This window comes from Amycolatopsis dongchuanensis (assembly GCF_039542405.1).
Taxonomy (GTDB): Bacteria; Actinomycetota; Actinomycetes; order Mycobacteriales; family Pseudonocardiaceae; genus Amycolatopsis_E; species Amycolatopsis_E sacchari.
The window spans coordinates 17,425-34,408 of sequence record NZ_BAABIB010000036.1; the positions used below are offsets into that span (position 1 = coordinate 17,425).

Annotated in this window: 20 protein-coding genes; 16 read left to right on the forward strand and 4 right to left on the reverse strand. The window is 71.2% G+C overall.

What is annotated here, in order from left to right; genetic code table 11:
• Positions 1–66 precede the first annotated feature (66 nt).
• Genes ABFX51_RS07000 through ABFX51_RS07040 form a run of 9 tightly spaced genes read left to right on the forward strand, consistent with a single transcriptional unit; the run spans position 67 to position 6,850 of the window.
• Positions 67–798: a hypothetical protein gene (locus tag ABFX51_RS07000; RefSeq protein WP_346052879.1), complete on the forward strand. Its 732-nt coding sequence runs from the start codon at positions 67–69 to the stop codon at positions 796–798.
• Positions 795–1,358, forward strand: a complete 564-nt coding sequence (locus ABFX51_RS07005; RefSeq protein WP_346052881.1) for a cupin domain-containing protein — start codon at positions 795–797, stop codon at positions 1,356–1,358. The genes ABFX51_RS07000 and ABFX51_RS07005 overlap by 4 nt, the downstream gene beginning before the upstream one ends.
• 11 nt (positions 1,359–1,369) lie before the next feature.
• The gene (locus ABFX51_RS07010; RefSeq protein ID WP_091515703.1) at positions 1,370–1,648 is read left to right on the forward strand and encodes a hypothetical protein; all 279 of its coding nucleotides are present in this window, start codon (positions 1,370–1,372) and stop codon (positions 1,646–1,648) included.
• A complete protein-coding gene (locus ABFX51_RS07015; RefSeq protein WP_346052883.1) occupies positions 1,645–2,649 on the forward strand; it encodes a TAXI family TRAP transporter solute-binding subunit in 1,005 nt (334 codons plus the stop codon). Before ABFX51_RS07010 ends, ABFX51_RS07015 begins: the two co-directional genes overlap by 4 nt.
• A 19-nt stretch (positions 2,650–2,668) precedes the next feature.
• Complete coding sequence (locus tag ABFX51_RS07020) at positions 2,669–3,415, forward strand: dienelactone hydrolase family protein (RefSeq protein WP_346052885.1); 747 nt, start codon at positions 2,669–2,671, stop codon at positions 3,413–3,415.
• Complete coding sequence (locus ABFX51_RS07025) at positions 3,412–4,431, forward strand: NAD(P)/FAD-dependent oxidoreductase (protein ID WP_346052887.1); 1,020 nt, start codon at positions 3,412–3,414, stop codon at positions 4,429–4,431. Before ABFX51_RS07020 ends, ABFX51_RS07025 begins: the two co-directional genes overlap by 4 nt.
• Before the next feature lie 18 nt (positions 4,432–4,449).
• Positions 4,450–4,797, forward strand: coding sequence for a ferredoxin family protein (locus ABFX51_RS07030; protein WP_346052889.1), 348 nt, complete (start codon positions 4,450–4,452; stop codon positions 4,795–4,797).
• 30 nt (positions 4,798–4,827) lie between these two features.
• Positions 4,828–5,520, forward strand: a complete 693-nt coding sequence (locus ABFX51_RS07035) for a class II aldolase/adducin family protein (protein WP_346052891.1) — start codon at positions 4,828–4,830, stop codon at positions 5,518–5,520.
• 34 nt (positions 5,521–5,554) lie between these two features.
• Positions 5,555–6,850, forward strand: coding sequence for an MFS transporter (locus ABFX51_RS07040; protein WP_346052893.1), 1,296 nt, complete (start codon positions 5,555–5,557; stop codon positions 6,848–6,850).
• A 19-nt stretch (positions 6,851–6,869) separates the two neighbouring features.
• Here ABFX51_RS07040 and ABFX51_RS07045 read toward each other — a convergent pair whose 3' ends face one another.
• Both ABFX51_RS07045 and ABFX51_RS07050 read right to left on the reverse strand, forming a co-directional pair.
• The gene (locus tag ABFX51_RS07045; RefSeq protein ID WP_346052895.1) at positions 6,870–7,967 is read right to left on the reverse strand and encodes an alcohol dehydrogenase catalytic domain-containing protein; all 1,098 of its coding nucleotides are present in this window, start codon (positions 7,965–7,967) and stop codon (positions 6,870–6,872) included.
• Positions 7,964–8,956, reverse strand: coding sequence for a hypothetical protein (locus tag ABFX51_RS07050; protein WP_346052897.1), 993 nt, complete (start codon positions 8,954–8,956; stop codon positions 7,964–7,966). The genes ABFX51_RS07045 and ABFX51_RS07050 overlap by 4 nt, the downstream gene beginning before the upstream one ends.
• Before the next feature lie 205 nt (positions 8,957–9,161).
• Between ABFX51_RS07050 and ABFX51_RS07055 the strand changes: the two genes are divergently transcribed.
• From ABFX51_RS07055 to ABFX51_RS07085, 7 genes are read left to right on the forward strand one after another with little or no spacing between them, the layout of a single operon-like run.
• Entirely contained in the window at positions 9,162–9,386 is a 225-nt protein-coding gene (locus tag ABFX51_RS07055; RefSeq protein WP_091515802.1) for a ferredoxin, read from the forward strand.
• Positions 9,383–10,522 carry an NAD(P)/FAD-dependent oxidoreductase gene (locus ABFX51_RS07060; protein WP_346052899.1) on the forward strand — a complete coding sequence of 380 codons (1,140 nt, stop codon included), beginning with the start codon at positions 9,383–9,385 and terminating at the stop codon, positions 10,520–10,522. Before ABFX51_RS07055 ends, ABFX51_RS07060 begins: the two co-directional genes overlap by 4 nt.
• Positions 10,523–10,532: 10 nt before the next feature.
• Complete coding sequence (locus ABFX51_RS07065) at positions 10,533–11,711, forward strand: cytochrome P450 (RefSeq protein WP_346052901.1); 1,179 nt, start codon at positions 10,533–10,535, stop codon at positions 11,709–11,711.
• A gap of 26 nt (positions 11,712–11,737) precedes the next feature.
• Complete coding sequence (locus tag ABFX51_RS07070) at positions 11,738–12,118, forward strand: antibiotic biosynthesis monooxygenase family protein (protein ID WP_346052903.1); 381 nt, start codon at positions 11,738–11,740, stop codon at positions 12,116–12,118.
• Positions 12,115–13,692, forward strand: coding sequence for a bifunctional 3-(3-hydroxy-phenyl)propionate/3-hydroxycinnamic acid hydroxylase (locus tag ABFX51_RS07075; protein WP_346052905.1), 1,578 nt, complete (start codon positions 12,115–12,117; stop codon positions 13,690–13,692). Before ABFX51_RS07070 ends, ABFX51_RS07075 begins: the two co-directional genes overlap by 4 nt.
• Before the next feature lie 22 nt (positions 13,693–13,714).
• The gene (locus tag ABFX51_RS07080; RefSeq protein ID WP_346052907.1) at positions 13,715–14,644 is read left to right on the forward strand and encodes a VOC family protein; all 930 of its coding nucleotides are present in this window, start codon (positions 13,715–13,717) and stop codon (positions 14,642–14,644) included.
• Positions 14,645–14,647: 3 nt separating this feature from the next.
• Positions 14,648–15,472, forward strand: a complete 825-nt coding sequence (locus ABFX51_RS07085) for a fumarylacetoacetate hydrolase family protein (protein WP_346052909.1) — start codon at positions 14,648–14,650, stop codon at positions 15,470–15,472.
• Between the two features lie 30 nt (positions 15,473–15,502).
• On the opposite strand, the gene ABFX51_RS07090 is transcribed toward ABFX51_RS07085, so the two are convergent.
• Positions 15,503–16,300, reverse strand: coding sequence for an IclR family transcriptional regulator (locus ABFX51_RS07090; protein WP_346052911.1), 798 nt, complete (start codon positions 16,298–16,300; stop codon positions 15,503–15,505).
• A 31-nt stretch (positions 16,301–16,331) separates the two neighbouring features.
• Positions 16,332–16,955 carry a TetR/AcrR family transcriptional regulator gene (locus ABFX51_RS07095; protein ID WP_346052913.1) on the reverse strand — a complete coding sequence of 208 codons (624 nt, stop codon included), beginning with the start codon at positions 16,953–16,955 and terminating at the stop codon, positions 16,332–16,334.
• Positions 16,956–16,984: the final 29 nt, after the last annotated feature.

Below are 16,984 nucleotides of genomic sequence, written 5' to 3' on the forward strand. Positions count from 1 at the left end.
CTTCTTGTCAGCTACCTGACAACAATGGTTCCCAGCACCGGTCACCGGCAATTCCAGGAGACAACGATGTCCGAGACAGCGCACCGGATCCCCCCACCAGACGGCCGCCGTGAGCCACTCAAGGCGAACGTGTTCCAGCGCATGGCCGACGCCTCGTGCCAGCTGCTCGCCTTGTTCCCGTACCACGACGCCGGCGCCGTGGTGCCCTGCGGCGCGATCTTCACCGGCGAGCCGGACGACGGCGAGTTCGGGCACTTCTTCCACTGGAACACCGTCGAAGAACTCACCGTGGTCTACGGCGCCAGCGGCGCCATGCTCCAGACCGGACAGATCTTCGCCAACCAGTCGTTGCACGGGGTGAACTCCTTCCTCCGCGACCCCAAGGACCCCGGCTCCTACGCGGTCATGACGATCACCCAGCGCCAGTCCGACGACGAGCGGCAACACGAAGCGATCATCTTCCGCTGCAAGAAGTGCCACGAAGAGCTCGTGCGGTTCGACTACGAGTCGACACCCCGGGGTGTCGAGGGGCACGACCCCGCGCAGTGGGGCGGCAGCGCCGACGACGAGTACCCGGTGTTCAGCACGATCTGGGGCAGCGCCGAGGCCGCGGCCCGGCTGAACGACGAATCCGTGCGCACGTGCGGCAACTGCGGTCAGGTGAACGACGAGTTCCCGGAACCCAAGTGGGGCTGGCAACGCTGGGTGGACCAGACCCGCACGGCGAACCGGTCCGAGGCCGCGCTCCGCGCGGCGATCGAAGCCCTCGGCGACGCGAAGAAGGCGGTGCGGGCATGAAGCGGCGGCGCATGCTGAACGGGCTCAAGGCGGCGCAGGACCTCGGCGACTACGCCGATGTGCCGGTGCTACCGGCCAACGTCGACCCGCAGGCGCACCTGTCGCGCAACACGGTCGCGCAGCCGTTCTGGCTGATCTGCGGCAAGGACAACGTCCTGGCCCAGCTGTCGGGCACCGCGGTGGTGCACCTCAAGGAGACCTCGGTCCTCCGGTTCTCGATGGAGATCGGCGACCACGTCTACATCCCCGCCGGCACACCGCACCGCATCGTGCCCACCGAGGAGGGCGTGCAACTGCGGTACAAGGCCCGGGTTCCCGGGCTGGAGGGGGTGGCCTGGTACTGCCCGGGCTGCGACCGGGAGCTGCACCGCGTCGAGTGGGACACCGCCGACACGATCTCGCAGCAGGCCTACTACGACGCCTGCGCCGAGTTCAACGAGAAGGACACGCTGCGCCACTGCGAGGGGTGCGGCACCACGCACGACCCGGTCGACCTGACCCCGTTCTCCGCCTGGACGGACATCGCACACTCGCTCGAAGCCGAGCCGACCACCACCTGAGAGAGATGACCATGGCCACTTTCCTGACCCTCCACCGCGCGCCCGGGCTCTCCCCCGAGGAGATCGCGGGCTACGCACCCGACGTCGCCGAAGGCGTGCACGCCCGGTTCGGCAACCTCTACGTCAACACCGTCTCCGGGTTCATCGTGACGGTGTACGAAGCCGACGACCAGAACGCGCTCGAGGAGGAGTTCGAGCGGATCGGTTTCCCGTTCGAAGAAATCCACGAAATCGACTTCGTCCTCGATGCCGGCCGGCTGGCCGCGATGGTCGCCGGAGCCGCCTCGTGACCACGAACCAGGACGCCCCCGTCATCGACAGGGAGATTTCGCTGATCTTCCAGGGCGACTGGGGCCAGGCCAACCTCCACCGCATCTGCGGCTGGCTGGCCCAGGAGCTCGGGGACCGTTGCCCACCAGGCTCCCGCTTCGGGATCTGGTCGGGACGCGGTGGTGCCGACGCGGTCCACGCGGTGCTCGCGCACGACGTCGACGCCGCGCTGCTGACCCCGGTCGCCGCGGCCGCGGGCCTGCCCGCCGGCACCGGGCCGCTGGCCGTCGCGGACGCCGGACGGCTGCGGGCCCTCGGCACCCTTCCCCAGCGCGACCGCCTGGTCACGTGTGTCGACGCCTCGCTGGGCGTGTCGCGGATGAGCGAGCTGGCGGAGCTGCTGCCGGAGCTGCGCGTCGCGACCAGCCCCGACGACGGCGTCAACCTGATCGGCGCGGCCGCTCACCGCCAGCTGGAGGCGATCGGCGTGTCCGCCGCCCGCCTGGACGAGGCGGGCGGCGGGTTCGTCTACTCGGAACGCCCCTTCCCGGCCATCGCCGCGTTCCGCGACGGGACGGCCAACGTGCTGATCCACGAAGCGATCATGACCCCGGCCTGGCAGCGGGTGACCGAGCGGAAGGAGGTCACCTACCTCGACGTCGATCCCGCGGTGACCGAGGCGTTCGCGCGGTGGCACTGGCCCACCGCGACGGTGCCGTCCGGCTACCTGCCCGGTCTCGCCCACGACCTCACCGCGCTGGAGTTCTCCGATTTCCTGCTCGTGTGCCGCGAGGACCTGCCCGACGACATCGCGGCCCTGATCGCCTGGTGCCTGGTGTGCACCCGGCAAGCGCTCGAGGTGCAGTACCGCCACCTGCCCGCCGACCGCAGCCCGGTCACGTACCCGCTCGACCCGCGGGCGATCGCCACCGCCCCGATCCCGCTGCACCCCGCCGCGGAAAAGACCTACTCGGCGCTCGGTGATGGCGCGGACGCGTCCGGCGCCCTGATGTGGGCCTGAGAGAAGGAGTACGACCACGATGAACGCCGCTCCCGAACCGGCGGGCGACTGGCTGCAAGTGTCCACAAGCGACGGTCCGATGCGCGTGTATCGCGTGCGCCCCGCCGACCCGGTCAGCCCGCCGGCGGCCGTCCTGGTGCTGCAGGAAGCCTTCGGCGTCAACGAACACGTCCAGGACGTCACCCGCCGGGTCGCCGCCGAGGGCTATCTCGCGCTGGCCCCGGAACTGTTCCACCGCACGGGCGGCGGGACGGTGGACTACGCCGACCGGGACACCGCGATGGGGCTGATCGACGCCATCTCCCCCGACCAGATCGACACCGACGTCGTCGCGGTGCTGGAACACGTCCTCGACGCCGAGAACATCCCCGTCCAGCGTTGCGCCGTCGTCGGCTTCTGCTTCGGTGGCCGGGCCGCGATCACCGCCGCGACCAGCACCCTCGGGCTCGGGGCGACCGTCGCGTTCTACGGACCCGGGGTCGTCGCCGGGCCGCACGCCGTCCTCGACCGCGTCGAGAACATCTCCGGGCCCGTCCTGGTGCTCGTCGGCGACCAGGACCCGACCATCCCGGCCGAGCACCGGGACGCGCTCCGCGCCGCCGCCGACGAGGCCGGTGTCGACCTGCGCATCAGGGTCTTCCCCGGGGCGGGCCACGCCTTCCACTGCGACGCGCGTCCCGCGATGTACCACGAGGAGGCGGCGCGGGAAGCGTGGCAGCTGACGACGTCGTTCCTCGCCGAGACCATCGGGAAGGGGCGGCCATGACCGGCCAGGACCGGGAAGCCGACCTCGACACCGACGTGCTGATCGTCGGCGCGGGCCCGAGCGGCTTGTTCGCGTCCTACTACGCCGGGATGCGGGAGTTGTCGGTGGTGCTGATGGACTCCCAGCCCGCGCCAGGTGGGCAGCTCATGGCGCTCTACCCGGGGAAACCGATCTACGACGTCGCGGGGCTGCCCGAGGTCACCGGCGCCGAGCTGACCGGCGCGCTGGTCAAGCAGGCCGAATTCGCCAACCCCGCGTGGGTGCTCGGCGAGCAGGCCACCACGCTCACGCACAACTCGCCGGGCAGCTCCCGCCGCCTCACCGTCACCACCGACCGGGGGCGCCGGGTCCACGCGGACGGCGCGGTCGTCGCGGCCGGTATCGGCAGCTTCCAGCCCCGGCGGCTCCCGGCCGCCGAGACCCACCTCGGCCGCGGAGTCAGCTACACCCTGAGCGATCTCGAGGAGTACCAGGATCGGCACGTGGTGGTCGTCGGCGGCGGGGACAGCGCCGTCGACTGGTCGCTCATGCTCGCACCGGTCACCCGCTCGCTCACCGTGGTGCACCGGCGCCGCACCATGCTCGCCCACGCGCGCTCCGTCAGCACGCTGCGGGAGACGAATGCCCGCTTCGTCCTCGACGCGGAGGTGGTCGCCACCCACGGGGCGAGCCGCCTGGAGGGCGTCACCGTTCGCCGCCGCGACGGCGGCGAGGAGCACCTTCCCGCCGACGCGCTGATCGCGGCACTGGGCCACACCGCCAACCTCGGCCCCTTGGCTCGATGGGGTTTCCAGCTGGAGGCCCGGCAGATCGTGGTCGACGAGCGGATGGCCACCGGTGTTCCCGGCGTCTTCGCCGTCGGCGACGTCACCACGCACCCGGGCAAGGTCCGGATCATGGCCGTCGGTTTCGGGGAAGCAGCGACTGCGATCAACAACCTGGCCGCCGGGCTGCGCCCCGGCGAGGCCGTGTTCCCCGGTCATTCGACCGAACTGATGACCACTGCCGCCACCTGACGGCGAAGGAGACTTCCCATGCCCTACGTGATCGGCGCCGAGTGCGTCGACGAGCTCGACGGGTCCTGCGTGGACGCCTGCCCCGTCGACTGCATCTACGAAGGCGCCCGCAAGCGCTACATCAACCCCTACGAGTGCATCGAGTGCGGCAACTGCCTGCCGGCCTGCCCGGTCAGCGCCATCACCGCCGGCCCGCCCGACGCCGCTCCCGGGTGGGCTGAGGACAACAAGCGCTTCTTCGACGAGCCGCTGCCCGGCCGGGACGAGCCGCTCGAGTCGCCCGGCGGGGCCTCGCTGATCGAGCCGCTCGGCGTCGACACCGAACTCACCGCCACCATCCCGGCACGGCGGCCCGACGCCGGCTGAAACCGGCCCGAGAGACAGGAGCTTTCCCCGATGCCGGACCACGTTCGCGAACTCGTCGCGACCGCCTCCCGCGTCCTGGGCGTCGCCGGCCACGGTGACCTCGTCTGGGGCCACGCCTCCGCGCGTGACCCGGAAGGACGCGGCGTGTGGATCAAGGAAGCCGGGCTCGGCCTGGAAGAAGTCGGGCCCGGCCAGGTCCACCTCGTCGACGCGGGCGGCGAGGTCGTCGCCGGGAGCGGCCCCCGGCACAGCGAGTACCCCATCCACACCGAGATCATGGCGGCACGGCCGGACGTGGGCGGCGTGGTCCACACCCACTCCCCCTACGCGCTGGCGCTCGCCGCCACGGGACAGCCACTGCGGCCGGTCAGCCACGCCGCCAACTTCTTCGTACCCCCGGAAGTCCCGCGGTTCACCGAGACAGCGGACCTGATCCTGACCCCGCGGCTGGGCGAGCGGCTCGCCCAGCGGCTCGGTTCCGCCCGTGCGGTGTTCCTGGTCAACCACGGAATCGTCACCGTCGGCAAGGACCTCGAAGAGGCCACCGTCGCCGCGATCCTCCTGGAAAGGGCCGCGCAGCAACAACTTCTCACCCACGGCTACGGCGGGTGGCCCACCTGGTCCGGCGAGTCCGAGGCACTGTCCAAACGAGAGCACATCTACTCCCCCGGTGCGATCCGGCAGGTGTGGGACTACCTGGTGCGCAACCTCCCGGGCAGTTGACCACGCGGGCCGGCCCCTGAAAGGAATCGCGGCAATGGCGCTTGCGAACACGACAGCGGAACAGACCCGGCGAGGCACCGGCGCGCGCCGCGCCGTCCTCTCGAGCTTCCTCGGCAGCACGATCGAGTACTACGACTTCGCGCTCTACGCCACGGCTTCGTCCCTGGTGTTCGGCCCGGTGTTCTTCGCGTCCCTGAGCCCGCTCGTCGCGACGGTGGCGTCCTACGCGACGTTGGCCGCGGGGTTCGTCGCCCGGCCCGTCGGTGGGCTGGTGTTCGGGCATTTCGGCGATCGGCTGGGCCGGAAGCGGATGCTCGTCGTGTCGATGACCGCGATGGGAGCGGCCTCCGCGCTGATCGGCGTGATCCCCGCGGTGCCGACGTGGGGCGCGACCCTGCTCGTGCTGCTGCGGGTCGTGCAGGGTGTGGCGATCGGCGGCGAATGGGGCGGCGCCGCTCTGCTCTCCGCCGAGCACGCGCCGGAGCACCGGCGTGGTCTGGCCGCTTCCTTCACCATGGCCGGGTCGCCGACGGGCACGGTTCTGGGTGCCGTCGCGCTGGCGCTGGCCGGGCTGCTGCCCGTGCACCAGTTCCTGTCGTGGGGCTGGCGGATTCCCTTCCTGTTCTCCGCGGTTCTGCTCGCCGTCGGGCTGTTCGTCCGGACGAAGGTGGCGGAGAGCCCGGTGTTCCGCGAGGCCGCGCCCCAGGCGGAAAGGCGGCGCCCGCCGTTCATCGAGGTTCTGCGCAGGCCGCGCGCCGTGATCGTGGTATTTCTGTCCTGCCTGGCCGGTTTCGCCATCCAGGCGATGTTCGCGACCTACGGGGTCACGTACTCGGCGGGCCACGGGCTGACGAGATCGGCGGCGCTGCTCGCGTTCGCGATCTCACAGGCGCTCGCGATCCCCGGCACGCTCGGGGCGGCGTGGCTGTCGGACCGGTACGGCAGGCGGCCGATCATGCTCGCCGGTCTCGCCGGCATGGTCGTGCTGACCTACCCCGTGTTCCTCATGCTCGGCTCCGGGCGCTTCGCACTCGTCCTGACAGCTCTGGTCCTGGCACTGGCCTTGTGTCAGGGGGTGGCGTTCGGCCCGGTGGCGGCCTTCATCAGCGAGCAGTTCCCGACACACGTGCGGTACACGGGTGTGTCGCTCGGGTACCAGACGGCGAGCGTGGTGGGCGCGGGTTTCACCCCGCTGGTCGTCGCCGCGCTCGCGGCGAACACGCACGGGTCCACCACGGCCTTGATGGTGTACCTGGTCGGCCTGTGCCTCGGCAGCGGCCTGGTCATCGCGCTGTGCACCAAGGAGACCAAGGACGTCGCTCTCTCGTAGGGGTCGGTTCGGAATGGGCTCAGGGGTTCACGACGGTCATCCACATGGGTTCGTCGCGGCGTTGCATCGCGTCGACGGCCTTGATCGCGTCGGTGAGGGGGAAGCGGTGGGTGATCAGGTCATCGGCTTGGAGTGCACCGGTTTCCAGGAGCCGCAGGACTTCCCGGGCGTCGGCGCGGGTGCAGGCGCGGGTGCCGACGAAGCGCCAGCAGTTGACCATGAGCGCGATCGGGGGCAGCCGCAGCGGATCCGTGTTCGCTCCCATGTGGACCAGCGTGCCGCCGGTGGCCAGTGCCGCCATCGCCTGGACGGCGCCCGGCCCGCCGGGGAGGAAGTCCACGACGGCGTCCGCCCCGTGTGGCACCAGCTCGCGCAGACGGCGGGTGAGCGCCCCGCTGGTCGCCCAGTCCCCGGGAAGGTCGTTCAACGCGACGAAGTCCGCGGGCAGGCCGCTGAGCCGACCCACGGATTCGAGCCGTGCGCTGTCCCGGCCGACGAGGACGAGCCGGGCGATGCCGAAGTGCTCGGCCAGTTTGACGGTCGCGGTTCCCATGGTCCCGGTCGCCGCCGTGACCACCACGGTCGAGCCGAACGGGAGGCCGGCGCACTTGAGCGCGCGGACGGCGTTCGCGAGGTCGTGCACCTTGGCCGCGACGTCGAAGCCGACGGAATCGGGCAGGGGGTCGATCAGCCAGTGCGGGACGCGGACGTACTCCGCGAGCCCGCCGTCGTGGTACTCCTCGTACAGCGGCATCGGGACGGCGGACCAGGCGGCGTGGCCGAGCATGGCCTGCTGCGCGCACATCATGTCGCGGTCGGACCGGCAGTACCCGCACTCGCGGCAGTTCAGGTTCGGGTGCACCCGAACCCGGTCGCCGACCGCGACCCCGCCCACCTCGCTCCCGACGGCCGCGACGGTACCGGCCGCTTCGTGGCCGAGGGTCGTGGGCAGGTGCTTGAACGCCCCTTGTGCCAGCAGCCGCACCATGCCCGGCGCCAGCCCCGCGGCGGCGACCTTGACGAGCACGTCCCGGGGACCCGGTACCGGCACCGGCACGTCTTCCAGCACGAGCGCGTCGGCGCCGCGGTGGGCGCGCACGGCGAGCATGGTGGTCATGCGCGGACCTCCGCGTCCAGGCTGTCGAGCAGTGCGGCCGAGCAGGGCTCTGCGGTGCGCGAGGTTTCGCCGATCTGCGGCAGCTCGCGGTGTGAGAGCAGACTGAGGTACTCGCCGGGCTCGCTGGCCACGCTCGCGTGGGAGATCCCCAGTGGGATGCGGACGAAATCGCCGGGCCCGAGGTCGACGACCCCACGCTGGGTGATCAACGTCCGGGTACCGCGTGCCTGGTACTGGATCTCGTCCGCGTCCAGTGTGCGGCGGTACCGGCGCCGCCCGCCGGGAGCCGTGGTGACCACACCGAGCCGGATGCGATCTGTGCCGTACAGCCACGTGGTGGCGAGCCCCGGATCGGCGCGCAGCACCGTCATCCGTTCGTCCTCGGCGTGCACCTGTTCCAGCAGCCGCTGTTCGTCGGCACCGAACACGGTGATGTCGTGCCCGGGCGTGCCCATGCACTGCGTGACCGCCTCGTTCACCGCACCCGGCTGCCAGCCGGGGAACGGCGGGAACACCGGCCCGGACTCTCGGTCGGGCGGTGCCAGTTCGGCGACCGGCGCGGGGAGGTAGAACAACAGATGGCTCTCCGCCCGCCCGTAGTTGTCGTGGGCCACCCCACGCGGAATGCGGGAGAACTCGCCCGGCCGGTGTTCGATGACGCCGAGTTCGGTCATCAGCGTGCGCTCACCGGCGATCTGGTAGGAGATCTCGTCCACGTCGCAGTTGCGGTGGTAGAACGGCTGCCGGTTGTCCATCGTCTGCCACTCGACCCGGATCTCGTCGTTCTCGTACACCCCGCGCGGCGGCGCGAAAGGTTGCGCGCGGTACTCCTGCGGGAAGTGCACGACGCTCAGCAGCGGATGGTCACGCCACAACTTGAGCGGCACCTTCGGCGGGTGCGGCGGCGACAGCAACAGGTTCTCGTCGCGGGTGACGCTCCTCAGTGGAGCGTCGGCTCCCAGCACCATGACGTCCTCGACGACCGGCATGGCGACCTCCTTGTCGTGGTGTGCCAGAACCACACTAGCGCATGGTCCTATGACTCAAAATCGTGATCCTGATAAATAGGACACTCAAACTGTCCTGATATTCGGGACAGGTGGTTTGACAATCAGGTCTATCCGCTCTTAGCGTGAGATCACCCGCCGGAGCCGCAGCGTTCGCCGCCCGGCCCGAGGCTGTTCAGGAGTTGCGATGGAGCAAGGGGAATCCGCTCGGCTCACGGTCGACAGGAGCCGGTGCGAGGGCTACGGCATGTGCGAACAGGCCGCGCCGGGCCTGGTGCACCTCGACGAGAACGACGAGCTGGTCATCGACGTGGCCGAGGTCGCGCCCGGGCAGAAGCCGCTCGCCGAGGCCGCGGTGCACGCCTGTCCGGTCGCGGCACTGAGGATCTCCGCCTCGCCGGTGCGGTCGTGACCACTCGGCGCCACGTGGTCGTCGTGGGCGCTTCCCAGGCGGGCTGTGCGTGCACGAATGCCTTGCGGGGGCTGGGTTTCGACGGTGACATCACGATGGTCGGCGCGGAGCCGCACCCGCCCTACACGCGGCCCCCGCTGTCGAAAGGCGTGTTGGTCGGCTCGGAGCCGGACGACAGCGTGTTCCTGCCGGTTCCCGGCGACGCCGAAGTGCTCACGGGGGTCGGGGCCATCGGACTCGACCGCGAGAAGAACCTCGTCGAACTCACCACCGGGGACAAGCTCCGCTACGACGGCCTGGTCATCGCCAGTGGCGCCCGGGCGCGCCTGCTGGGTGACCCCGGGCAGGGCGAGATCACCCTGCGCGGCCTCGACGACGCGGTGGCCCTGCGGACGAGCCTCGCTGGTGCACGCGACGTCGCGGTGGCCGGCGGCGGTTTCCTCGGGATGGAACTGGCGTCATCGGCCGCGGCGCTCGGCAAGTCCGTCACGGTCGTCGACGTGGTGACGCCGCTGCTTTCCCGGCTCGGCCCGGCACTGTCCGCCCTGTGCCTGGAGGCTGCGGCGGACCACGGCGTCCGGGTCCGCGTCACCGGCACAGGCCTCCGGGTCGGCTTCACCGACGGCCGGCCCAGCAGGCTGACGTCCGCCGACGGCACGTTTTCCGTCGATGCCGACCTGGCGGTGACGGCGGTCGGCGACGTTCCCAACACGGAATGGCTGCACGGCACCGGTCTCCCCCTCGAAAACGGGGTCGTGACGGACGAGGCGTGCCGCGTCGCTCCCGGCATCGTCGCCGCCGGCGACGTGACCTCCGTCCGCCGCGACGGCGGGCACGTGCGGACGCCCCACTGGTCGAACGCCTTGTCCCAGGCCAAGATCGCGGCCGCCGCACTGCTCGGCCGCGAGCCGGAGCGTCCCGCGCGCGGGCACGTGCCGTTCTTCTGGACCGAGGCCTTCGGCCTGAAGATCCGCCTGGCCGGGCACCTGCCGCCGGCCGGTGAGCCCACCGTGCTCGAAGGGTCCCTCGCCGGCCGGCGCGCCCTGCTCGTCTGGCCCGGCACCGCGGCCGCGGTGAACTTTCCCGCCCCGGCGCCGAAACTCGCCAAGCTCGCCCAGCAACTGCCCACCCACTGAAGGGAACGCGATGCACGCGATCGCCACCGCACCGCGGTCGGACGTCGATCTGTTCTGCGAGGACGTCATGGCCGACCCCTACCCCGTCTTCCGCGAGCTCCGTGACGCGGGACCGGTCGTCCACCTCGACCGCTTCGACGTGTTCGCCGTCCCCCGGTACGCGGAAGCACGCCACGTCCTCGGCGACTGGGAATCGTTCTCCTCGGCCGACATCGCGCTCAACACGCAGTTCAACCACTACATCGGCGACGGCATCATCCGCTCCGATCCCCCGCTCCACGAAGCGCAGCGGAACGTCCTGGCCGGGCGCCTGGCGCGTCCTGCGCTGCGGGCACTCCAACCGGAGATCGACCGCCGCGCCGAAGAGATAGTCGACGCGCTCGTCGCACGGGGTTCCTTCGACGCGGTCGGCGACCTCGCGCGGCGGTTCCCGGTCGAGGTCGTCGGCGACCTGATCGGCCTCCCCCAGGAGGGCCGGGAGGAGCTCCTCCCCCTCATCGACGCGAACTTCAACTGCTTCGGCCCGGACAACGACCGCACCCGGGCATCCGTGCCGCGGCTGCCGACGCTGGCCGAGTGGGTGGTCACCCACGCGGCCCGCGACCAACTCACCGAAGGCAGCATGGGCAGGGCGGTGTTCGACGCGGTCGACGCGGGGCAGCTCCCGGCGGAGGCCGCCCCGTGGCTGCTGATGACCTACGTCGTCGCGGGCATGGACACCACGGTGCACTCCATCGGGCACACGATCTGGCTCCTGGCCCGGCACCCCGGCCAGTGGGACGCGCTGCGCGCCGACCCGTCCCTGGTCCCGCAGGCGTTCCGCGAAATCGTGCGCTACGAATCGCCGGTCCAGGTCTTCGGCCGCACCGCGCGAACCGCGTGGACGGTCGACGGCATCACCGTCCCGGAAGGCGCCCGGCTGGCTGTCCTGTACGGATCCGCCAACCGCGACGAGCGCAAATGGCCGGACGCCGACCGCTTCGACATCACGCGGAACAACGCCGACCACCTCGCCTTCGGCTACGGCCTGCACGGCTGTGCCGGGCAGGCGCTGGCCCGCCTGGAAGGGGAGGCGCTCCTGCGGGCACTGCTGCGCCGGGTTTCCCGGATCGAAGCGGGCGAACCGGTCCGCCATTTCAACAACGTGCTCCGTGGCCTCGAATCGTTGCCCGTCACCGTGCACGCCTGACACCCCCAGCAATAAGGAGACCCCTGATGAAAATGGTCCAGCTCGATCCCGCGACCACCTTCCAGCAGCAGCTGGCCGGCAGCGGGACCGGCCCGGTGGTCCTGATCAACCGCTTCACCGTCCCGCCGGGCTTCGAGGCGGAGTTCCTCGACCTCTGGCGGGAGGACGCGGCGTACATGCTCTCGCACGGGTGCCTGTCGGCGCAGATGCACAAGGGAACCGAGGGCAGCACCAGCTTTGTCAACATCGCGCTCTGGGAGAACGCCCAGGCCCTCGCGCGGGCCTTCGCTTCCGAGGAGTTCCAGGGCCTGCTCGCCCGCTACCCCGACACCTGCACGATCTCACCGCACCTCTTCACTCGGATCGCCGTGCCCGGCGTGTGCGTGGGAGACAGCGTCGGCGCATGAGGGTGGACATGGAGTCGCTCCGCGCCGAGGTGGCCGTCGTGGGCGCCGGGCCCGTGGGGATGACGGCGGCAGCGCTGCTGGCCGCGCGAGGGGTGCGGGTCGTCGTGCTGGAACGGAACGCGACGACCAGCGACGCGCCCAAGGCGATCAGCCTGGATGACGAGGCTCTGCGCGTGTACCAGTCGGCAGGGCTGGCCGAGCGGATCCTCAAGGTCATCGTGCCCGGCATCGGCACGCGGTACTACGACGCGCTGGGCCGCCCGGTGCTGCAGGCTCGCGCGCCGCAGCCGGGCCGGTTCGGTTACCCGTTCAAGAACCCGTTCGCCCAGCCGGACCTGGAACGCGAACTGCACGCCTCGCTGGTGGCGCACCGCGGCGTCACGGTGCGGATGGGCGCGGAGGTCACCGCGCTCGACCAGGACGGCGACGGCGCCGAGGTGCGGTACCGGCGGGCGGACGGGACGACGGGCGCCGTGCACGCCGAGTACGTCCTGGCCTGCGACGGTGGCCGCTCGACGATCCGCGGCCTGCTGGGCGTGGGGATGACCGGGCGCAGCCACCCCGAGTCGTGGCTGGTCGCCGACGTGCTCGGCGACCACCACGACGAGCGTTACGGGATGCACCACGGCGACCCCCGCCGACCGCACGTCATCGTGCCCGGCCGCGACGGCCGGTGCCGCTACGAGTTCCTGCTGCACGAGGGCGAAGGCGGCCCCGACGACCATCCCGGTTTCGCGTTGGTGCGGCGGCTGCTCGCGCCGTTCCGCCCGATCACCCCGCGGCAGGTCGAGCGGGCCGTGATCTACCGCTTCCACGGTCTCGTCGCCGACCGGTGGCGGGCGGGCCGGGTGTTCCTGCTGGGCGACGCGGCGCACATGATGCCGCCGTTCGCCGGACAGGGCCTGAACTCCGGTGTCCGCGACGCCGCCAACCTGTGCTGGAAGATCGCCGACGTCCTGGCGGGCAGGCTGACCGAGTCCGCTTTGGACACCTACGAACTGGAACGCCGTCCGCACGCCGAGGCCACCGTCCGGCTGTCGGAACGGCTGGGCCGGATCGTGATGAGCACCGACGCCCGGTGGGCCGCCCGCCGTGACGCCTACTTCACCACGATCCTCCGCGATCCGGCCAAACGCGCCTTCTTCGAGGAAATGCGGTACCGCCCACCGCACACCTACCGGACGGGACTGCTGGTTCCCCCCGCGGGCACGATGATCGGGCAGCCCCGCGTCTTCGACACCGCCACCTCGTCGATCCGCCTGCTCGACGACGCGCTCGGCACCGGCTGGGCCCTGCTCGCGGTGGGCACGTCCGCGGCCGACCTCGACGACGCCGCGAAGCCACTCGGGCACCTGGCGCCTTCGACCGCGCGGATCGCCGTCGACAACCGTCTTCCCGCCGGTGGCGGGCGCCTCCTGGTGGACGTCGACGGTCGTATGGACCAGGAATTCACGCCTCACCGCGGCCGGATCGTGCTGCTGCGCCCGGACCACTTCATCGCCGCGTCCTGGCCGCCCGGCCACCTGCCCGCGCTCACCGGGGCGCTGCACCTCGCCACCCCAGCCCATGCCTGACCCCCAGACCAAGGAGGAACCCGTGTCCCGCCCCAACCGTGTCGTGCTCGACGAACCCGCCGCCGCCGGCACCCTGCGCCGCACCGCGACCTCCCACATCGGCCTCCGGGTCCCCGATGTCGCCACCGCGGCCGAGTTCTACGCCCGCATCCTCGGCCTGACCCCGCACGGTGACCTCCCCGGCGGCGGCCGGCGCCTCGGCTGGGGGCTCGGGCACCACGTCATCGACCTGCTGCCCGGGGAACCGGGCCTGGACCACATCGGGTTCGAGGTCCGCGACGCCGACGGCCTCGCCGCGCTGGAGAAGCGACTGCGCGAGGCGGGGCACACCGTTACCGAACTCGACCCGTCCTACCTCGACGACGCCACCGGCACCGAACCCCGGGGCCTGGTGTGCACCGACCCCGACGGCAACACCGTGCACTTCCACACCCCGGTCCGCCGCGCCGGCGAGCACGCCGCCGATACCGGGCGCCGCCCCATCAAGTACCAGCACGTCACCCTCGCCACCGCGGACCTGCCCGCCATGGTCGCCTTCTACACCGGCGTCGCCGGGTTCCGCATCTCCGACCAGCTCGCCGACGGCCGCTTCGCCTGGCTGCGCTCCGACCGCGACCACCACACCCTCGCCGTCGTCCACACCGGACAGTCCGGATTGGACCACTACTCCTACGACCTGGCCGAGTGGGAGGACTTCAAGGCCTGGTGCGACCGGCTCACCGAACAGGAGGTCGACGTCGTCTGGGGCCCCGGACGCCACGGCCCCGGCAACAACCTCTTCATCTTCTTCGACGACCCCGCGGGCAACCACGTCGAACTCTCCGCCGAAATGGAGAAGTTCCACGACGACCGCGTCACCTACGTCCCCCGCCGGTGGGAACCCGTGCCCACCAGCGTGAACCTCTGGGGCGGACAGCTCGCGAAATGGCGCCGCACCTCGGAAGGGAACTGACCCGTGCCCTACGCCACCTACGAACACCAGGGCCGCCGCCGCGTCGGCCGCGTGTCCGGCGACCGCTTGATCCCGCTGGCCGGCCTCACCGAACTCGGCCGCGACACCCCCGCCGACGCGCTCACGACCGCGGTCGAGCTGCCCGGCCAGGCCGTGTCCGTGGACGACGTGTACCTCTGCCCGGTCGTCCCGCGACCGGACAAGATCATCTGTGTCGGCCTGAACTACCTCACCCACGTCGGCGAGACGGGTCGCGACCTGCCGGACTACCCCGTCATGTTCACCAAGTTCGCCTCCAGCCTCATCGGTCCCCGCGACGACATCCTGCTACCGGCCGAATCGTCCCAAGTGGACTACGAAGCCGAACTCGCCGTCGTGATCGGCCGCGCCGGCCGGCGCATCCCCCGCGACCAGGCCGCCGAGCACATCCTCGGCTATACCGTGGCCAACGACGTGACCATGCGGGACTACCAGTACAAGACCCACCAGTGGCTGCAGGGCAAGACCTGGGACCACTCCACACCACTCGGCCCTTACCTCGTCACCCCGGAGGAGGCCGACGTCTCCGCCGCCGGAATCCGCACCATCCACAACGGACGCAAACTGCAGGACTCCGACACCTCCCGGCTGATCTTCGACATCCCGACGCTCATCGCCACCGTCTCGGATTTCACCACCGTGCTGCCCGGCGACGTCATCCTCACCGGCACCCCCGGCGGCGTCGGCTACCGCCGGGACCCGCAGGTGTTCCTCCACGACGGCGACGAGATCACTGTCGAAGTCGACGGCATCGGCTCCCTCACCAACAGGGTGCGGCGGGAAGCCTGACCAGCGTGGCCGGCGGAGGCGAACGGCGCCTCAGCCGGCCACCGTCGTCAAACGCTCACTGATCTCACCGGCGGCCGCGCGCACCGCGGCGACGACCTCCGGCTGCCGGGCGGGCGGCACCCGCGAGGCCACCGCCGCGACACTGACCGCCGCGACGACGGCGCCCGACTCGTCGCGGATCGGCGCCGCGATGCCGAGCACGTCACTGTCCAGTTCGCCGCGGGTGACGGAATGGCCGGCCCGGCGGATCCGCTCGAGCCGGGTCATCAGCTCGTCCACGTCGGTCAGGGTGGCACCGGTGAACGAGCTCAGGTGGGCGTGCTCGAGCAGGGTCCGGATCTCGACCGGGTCCGCCCAGGCCAGCAGCACCAGCGCCGACGCGCCCGCGTTGAGCGGGAGCGCGCTGCCCCGCTCGTAGGAGATCCGCACCGGGTGGGCCACCGACTCGGCGCGGTCCAGGCACACCACTCGGTCCCCCGACCGCCGGGTCAGCAGCACCGACTCCCGCGTCTGGGCGGCGAGGCGCCGCATGACGGGGAGGGCGATGTCGGACAGCCCGTAGGCGCGCCGCGCCACCCTGGCCAGTTCGAGCACACGCAGCCCGAGCCGGAACCCGCCACCGGGTGCCTCTTCGAGGAACCGGTTGGTCACCAGGCTCTGCAGGTAGCGGTAGGCCGTCGACCGGGACGTCCCCAGGTGCTCGGCGACCTCCGTCCCCGACACCACCGCGCGGTCGTCGGTGAAGATGCCGAGGATGTCCAGCGCGCGGTCCGCGGTGGAGTTCCGCTCGCGGTAACCCGAAGTCCGCCCGGCATCTTTTCCTGACATGCAGGACATGCTACCTGAGAAACAGGGGGTTTCAGGTGCCGGCGCGGAGATAACCGGTGACCATGGCCACCAGCTCGTGCTCCAGGCGGTCCGTGTCGATCGAACCGGGCGCGGCCACGAGCTGGTGCACGGTCAGCTCCACAGTGGACGTCACGAGCCGGGCGGCGGTTTCCTTGTCCCGCACCCCGACTTCGGGGTGCCGCTCCAGCAGCTCCCTCAGGTGGCCGACCATCTCCCACTCCTGCCGCGTGACCCGCTGCAGCAGCTCCCCCGAGCGGGGTGCCTGCTCGATCATGATCCGCAGCAGCTGCGGGTCGTCCAGGTGGTTGTCGATAACGGTGCGCACGAAGACCCGGACGACGTCCTCGAGCGGTTCGGCGCGGTCCTTGAACCGTTCGAGGACCGCGGTGGCCCCGTCGGCGTCGAGGTGGCGGACGAGCAGCTCGGCCAGGATCGCGTCCTTGTTCGGGTAGTACTGGTACAGCGAGCCGATCGAGACCCGCGCCCGCTCGGCGATCCGGTTCGTGGTGCCCGCGGCGTAGCCGTACTCGGCGAAGACCTGCCCGGCGGCGGTGAGGATGCGCTGCCGGGTCAGCTCGGCACGGACCTGCCGCGGCTGTTTGCGCGGCTCGAGCCTGCGTTGTTCCGAGGTCACGACTCCCCTCCTGAGGGCGTGGAAGCGAG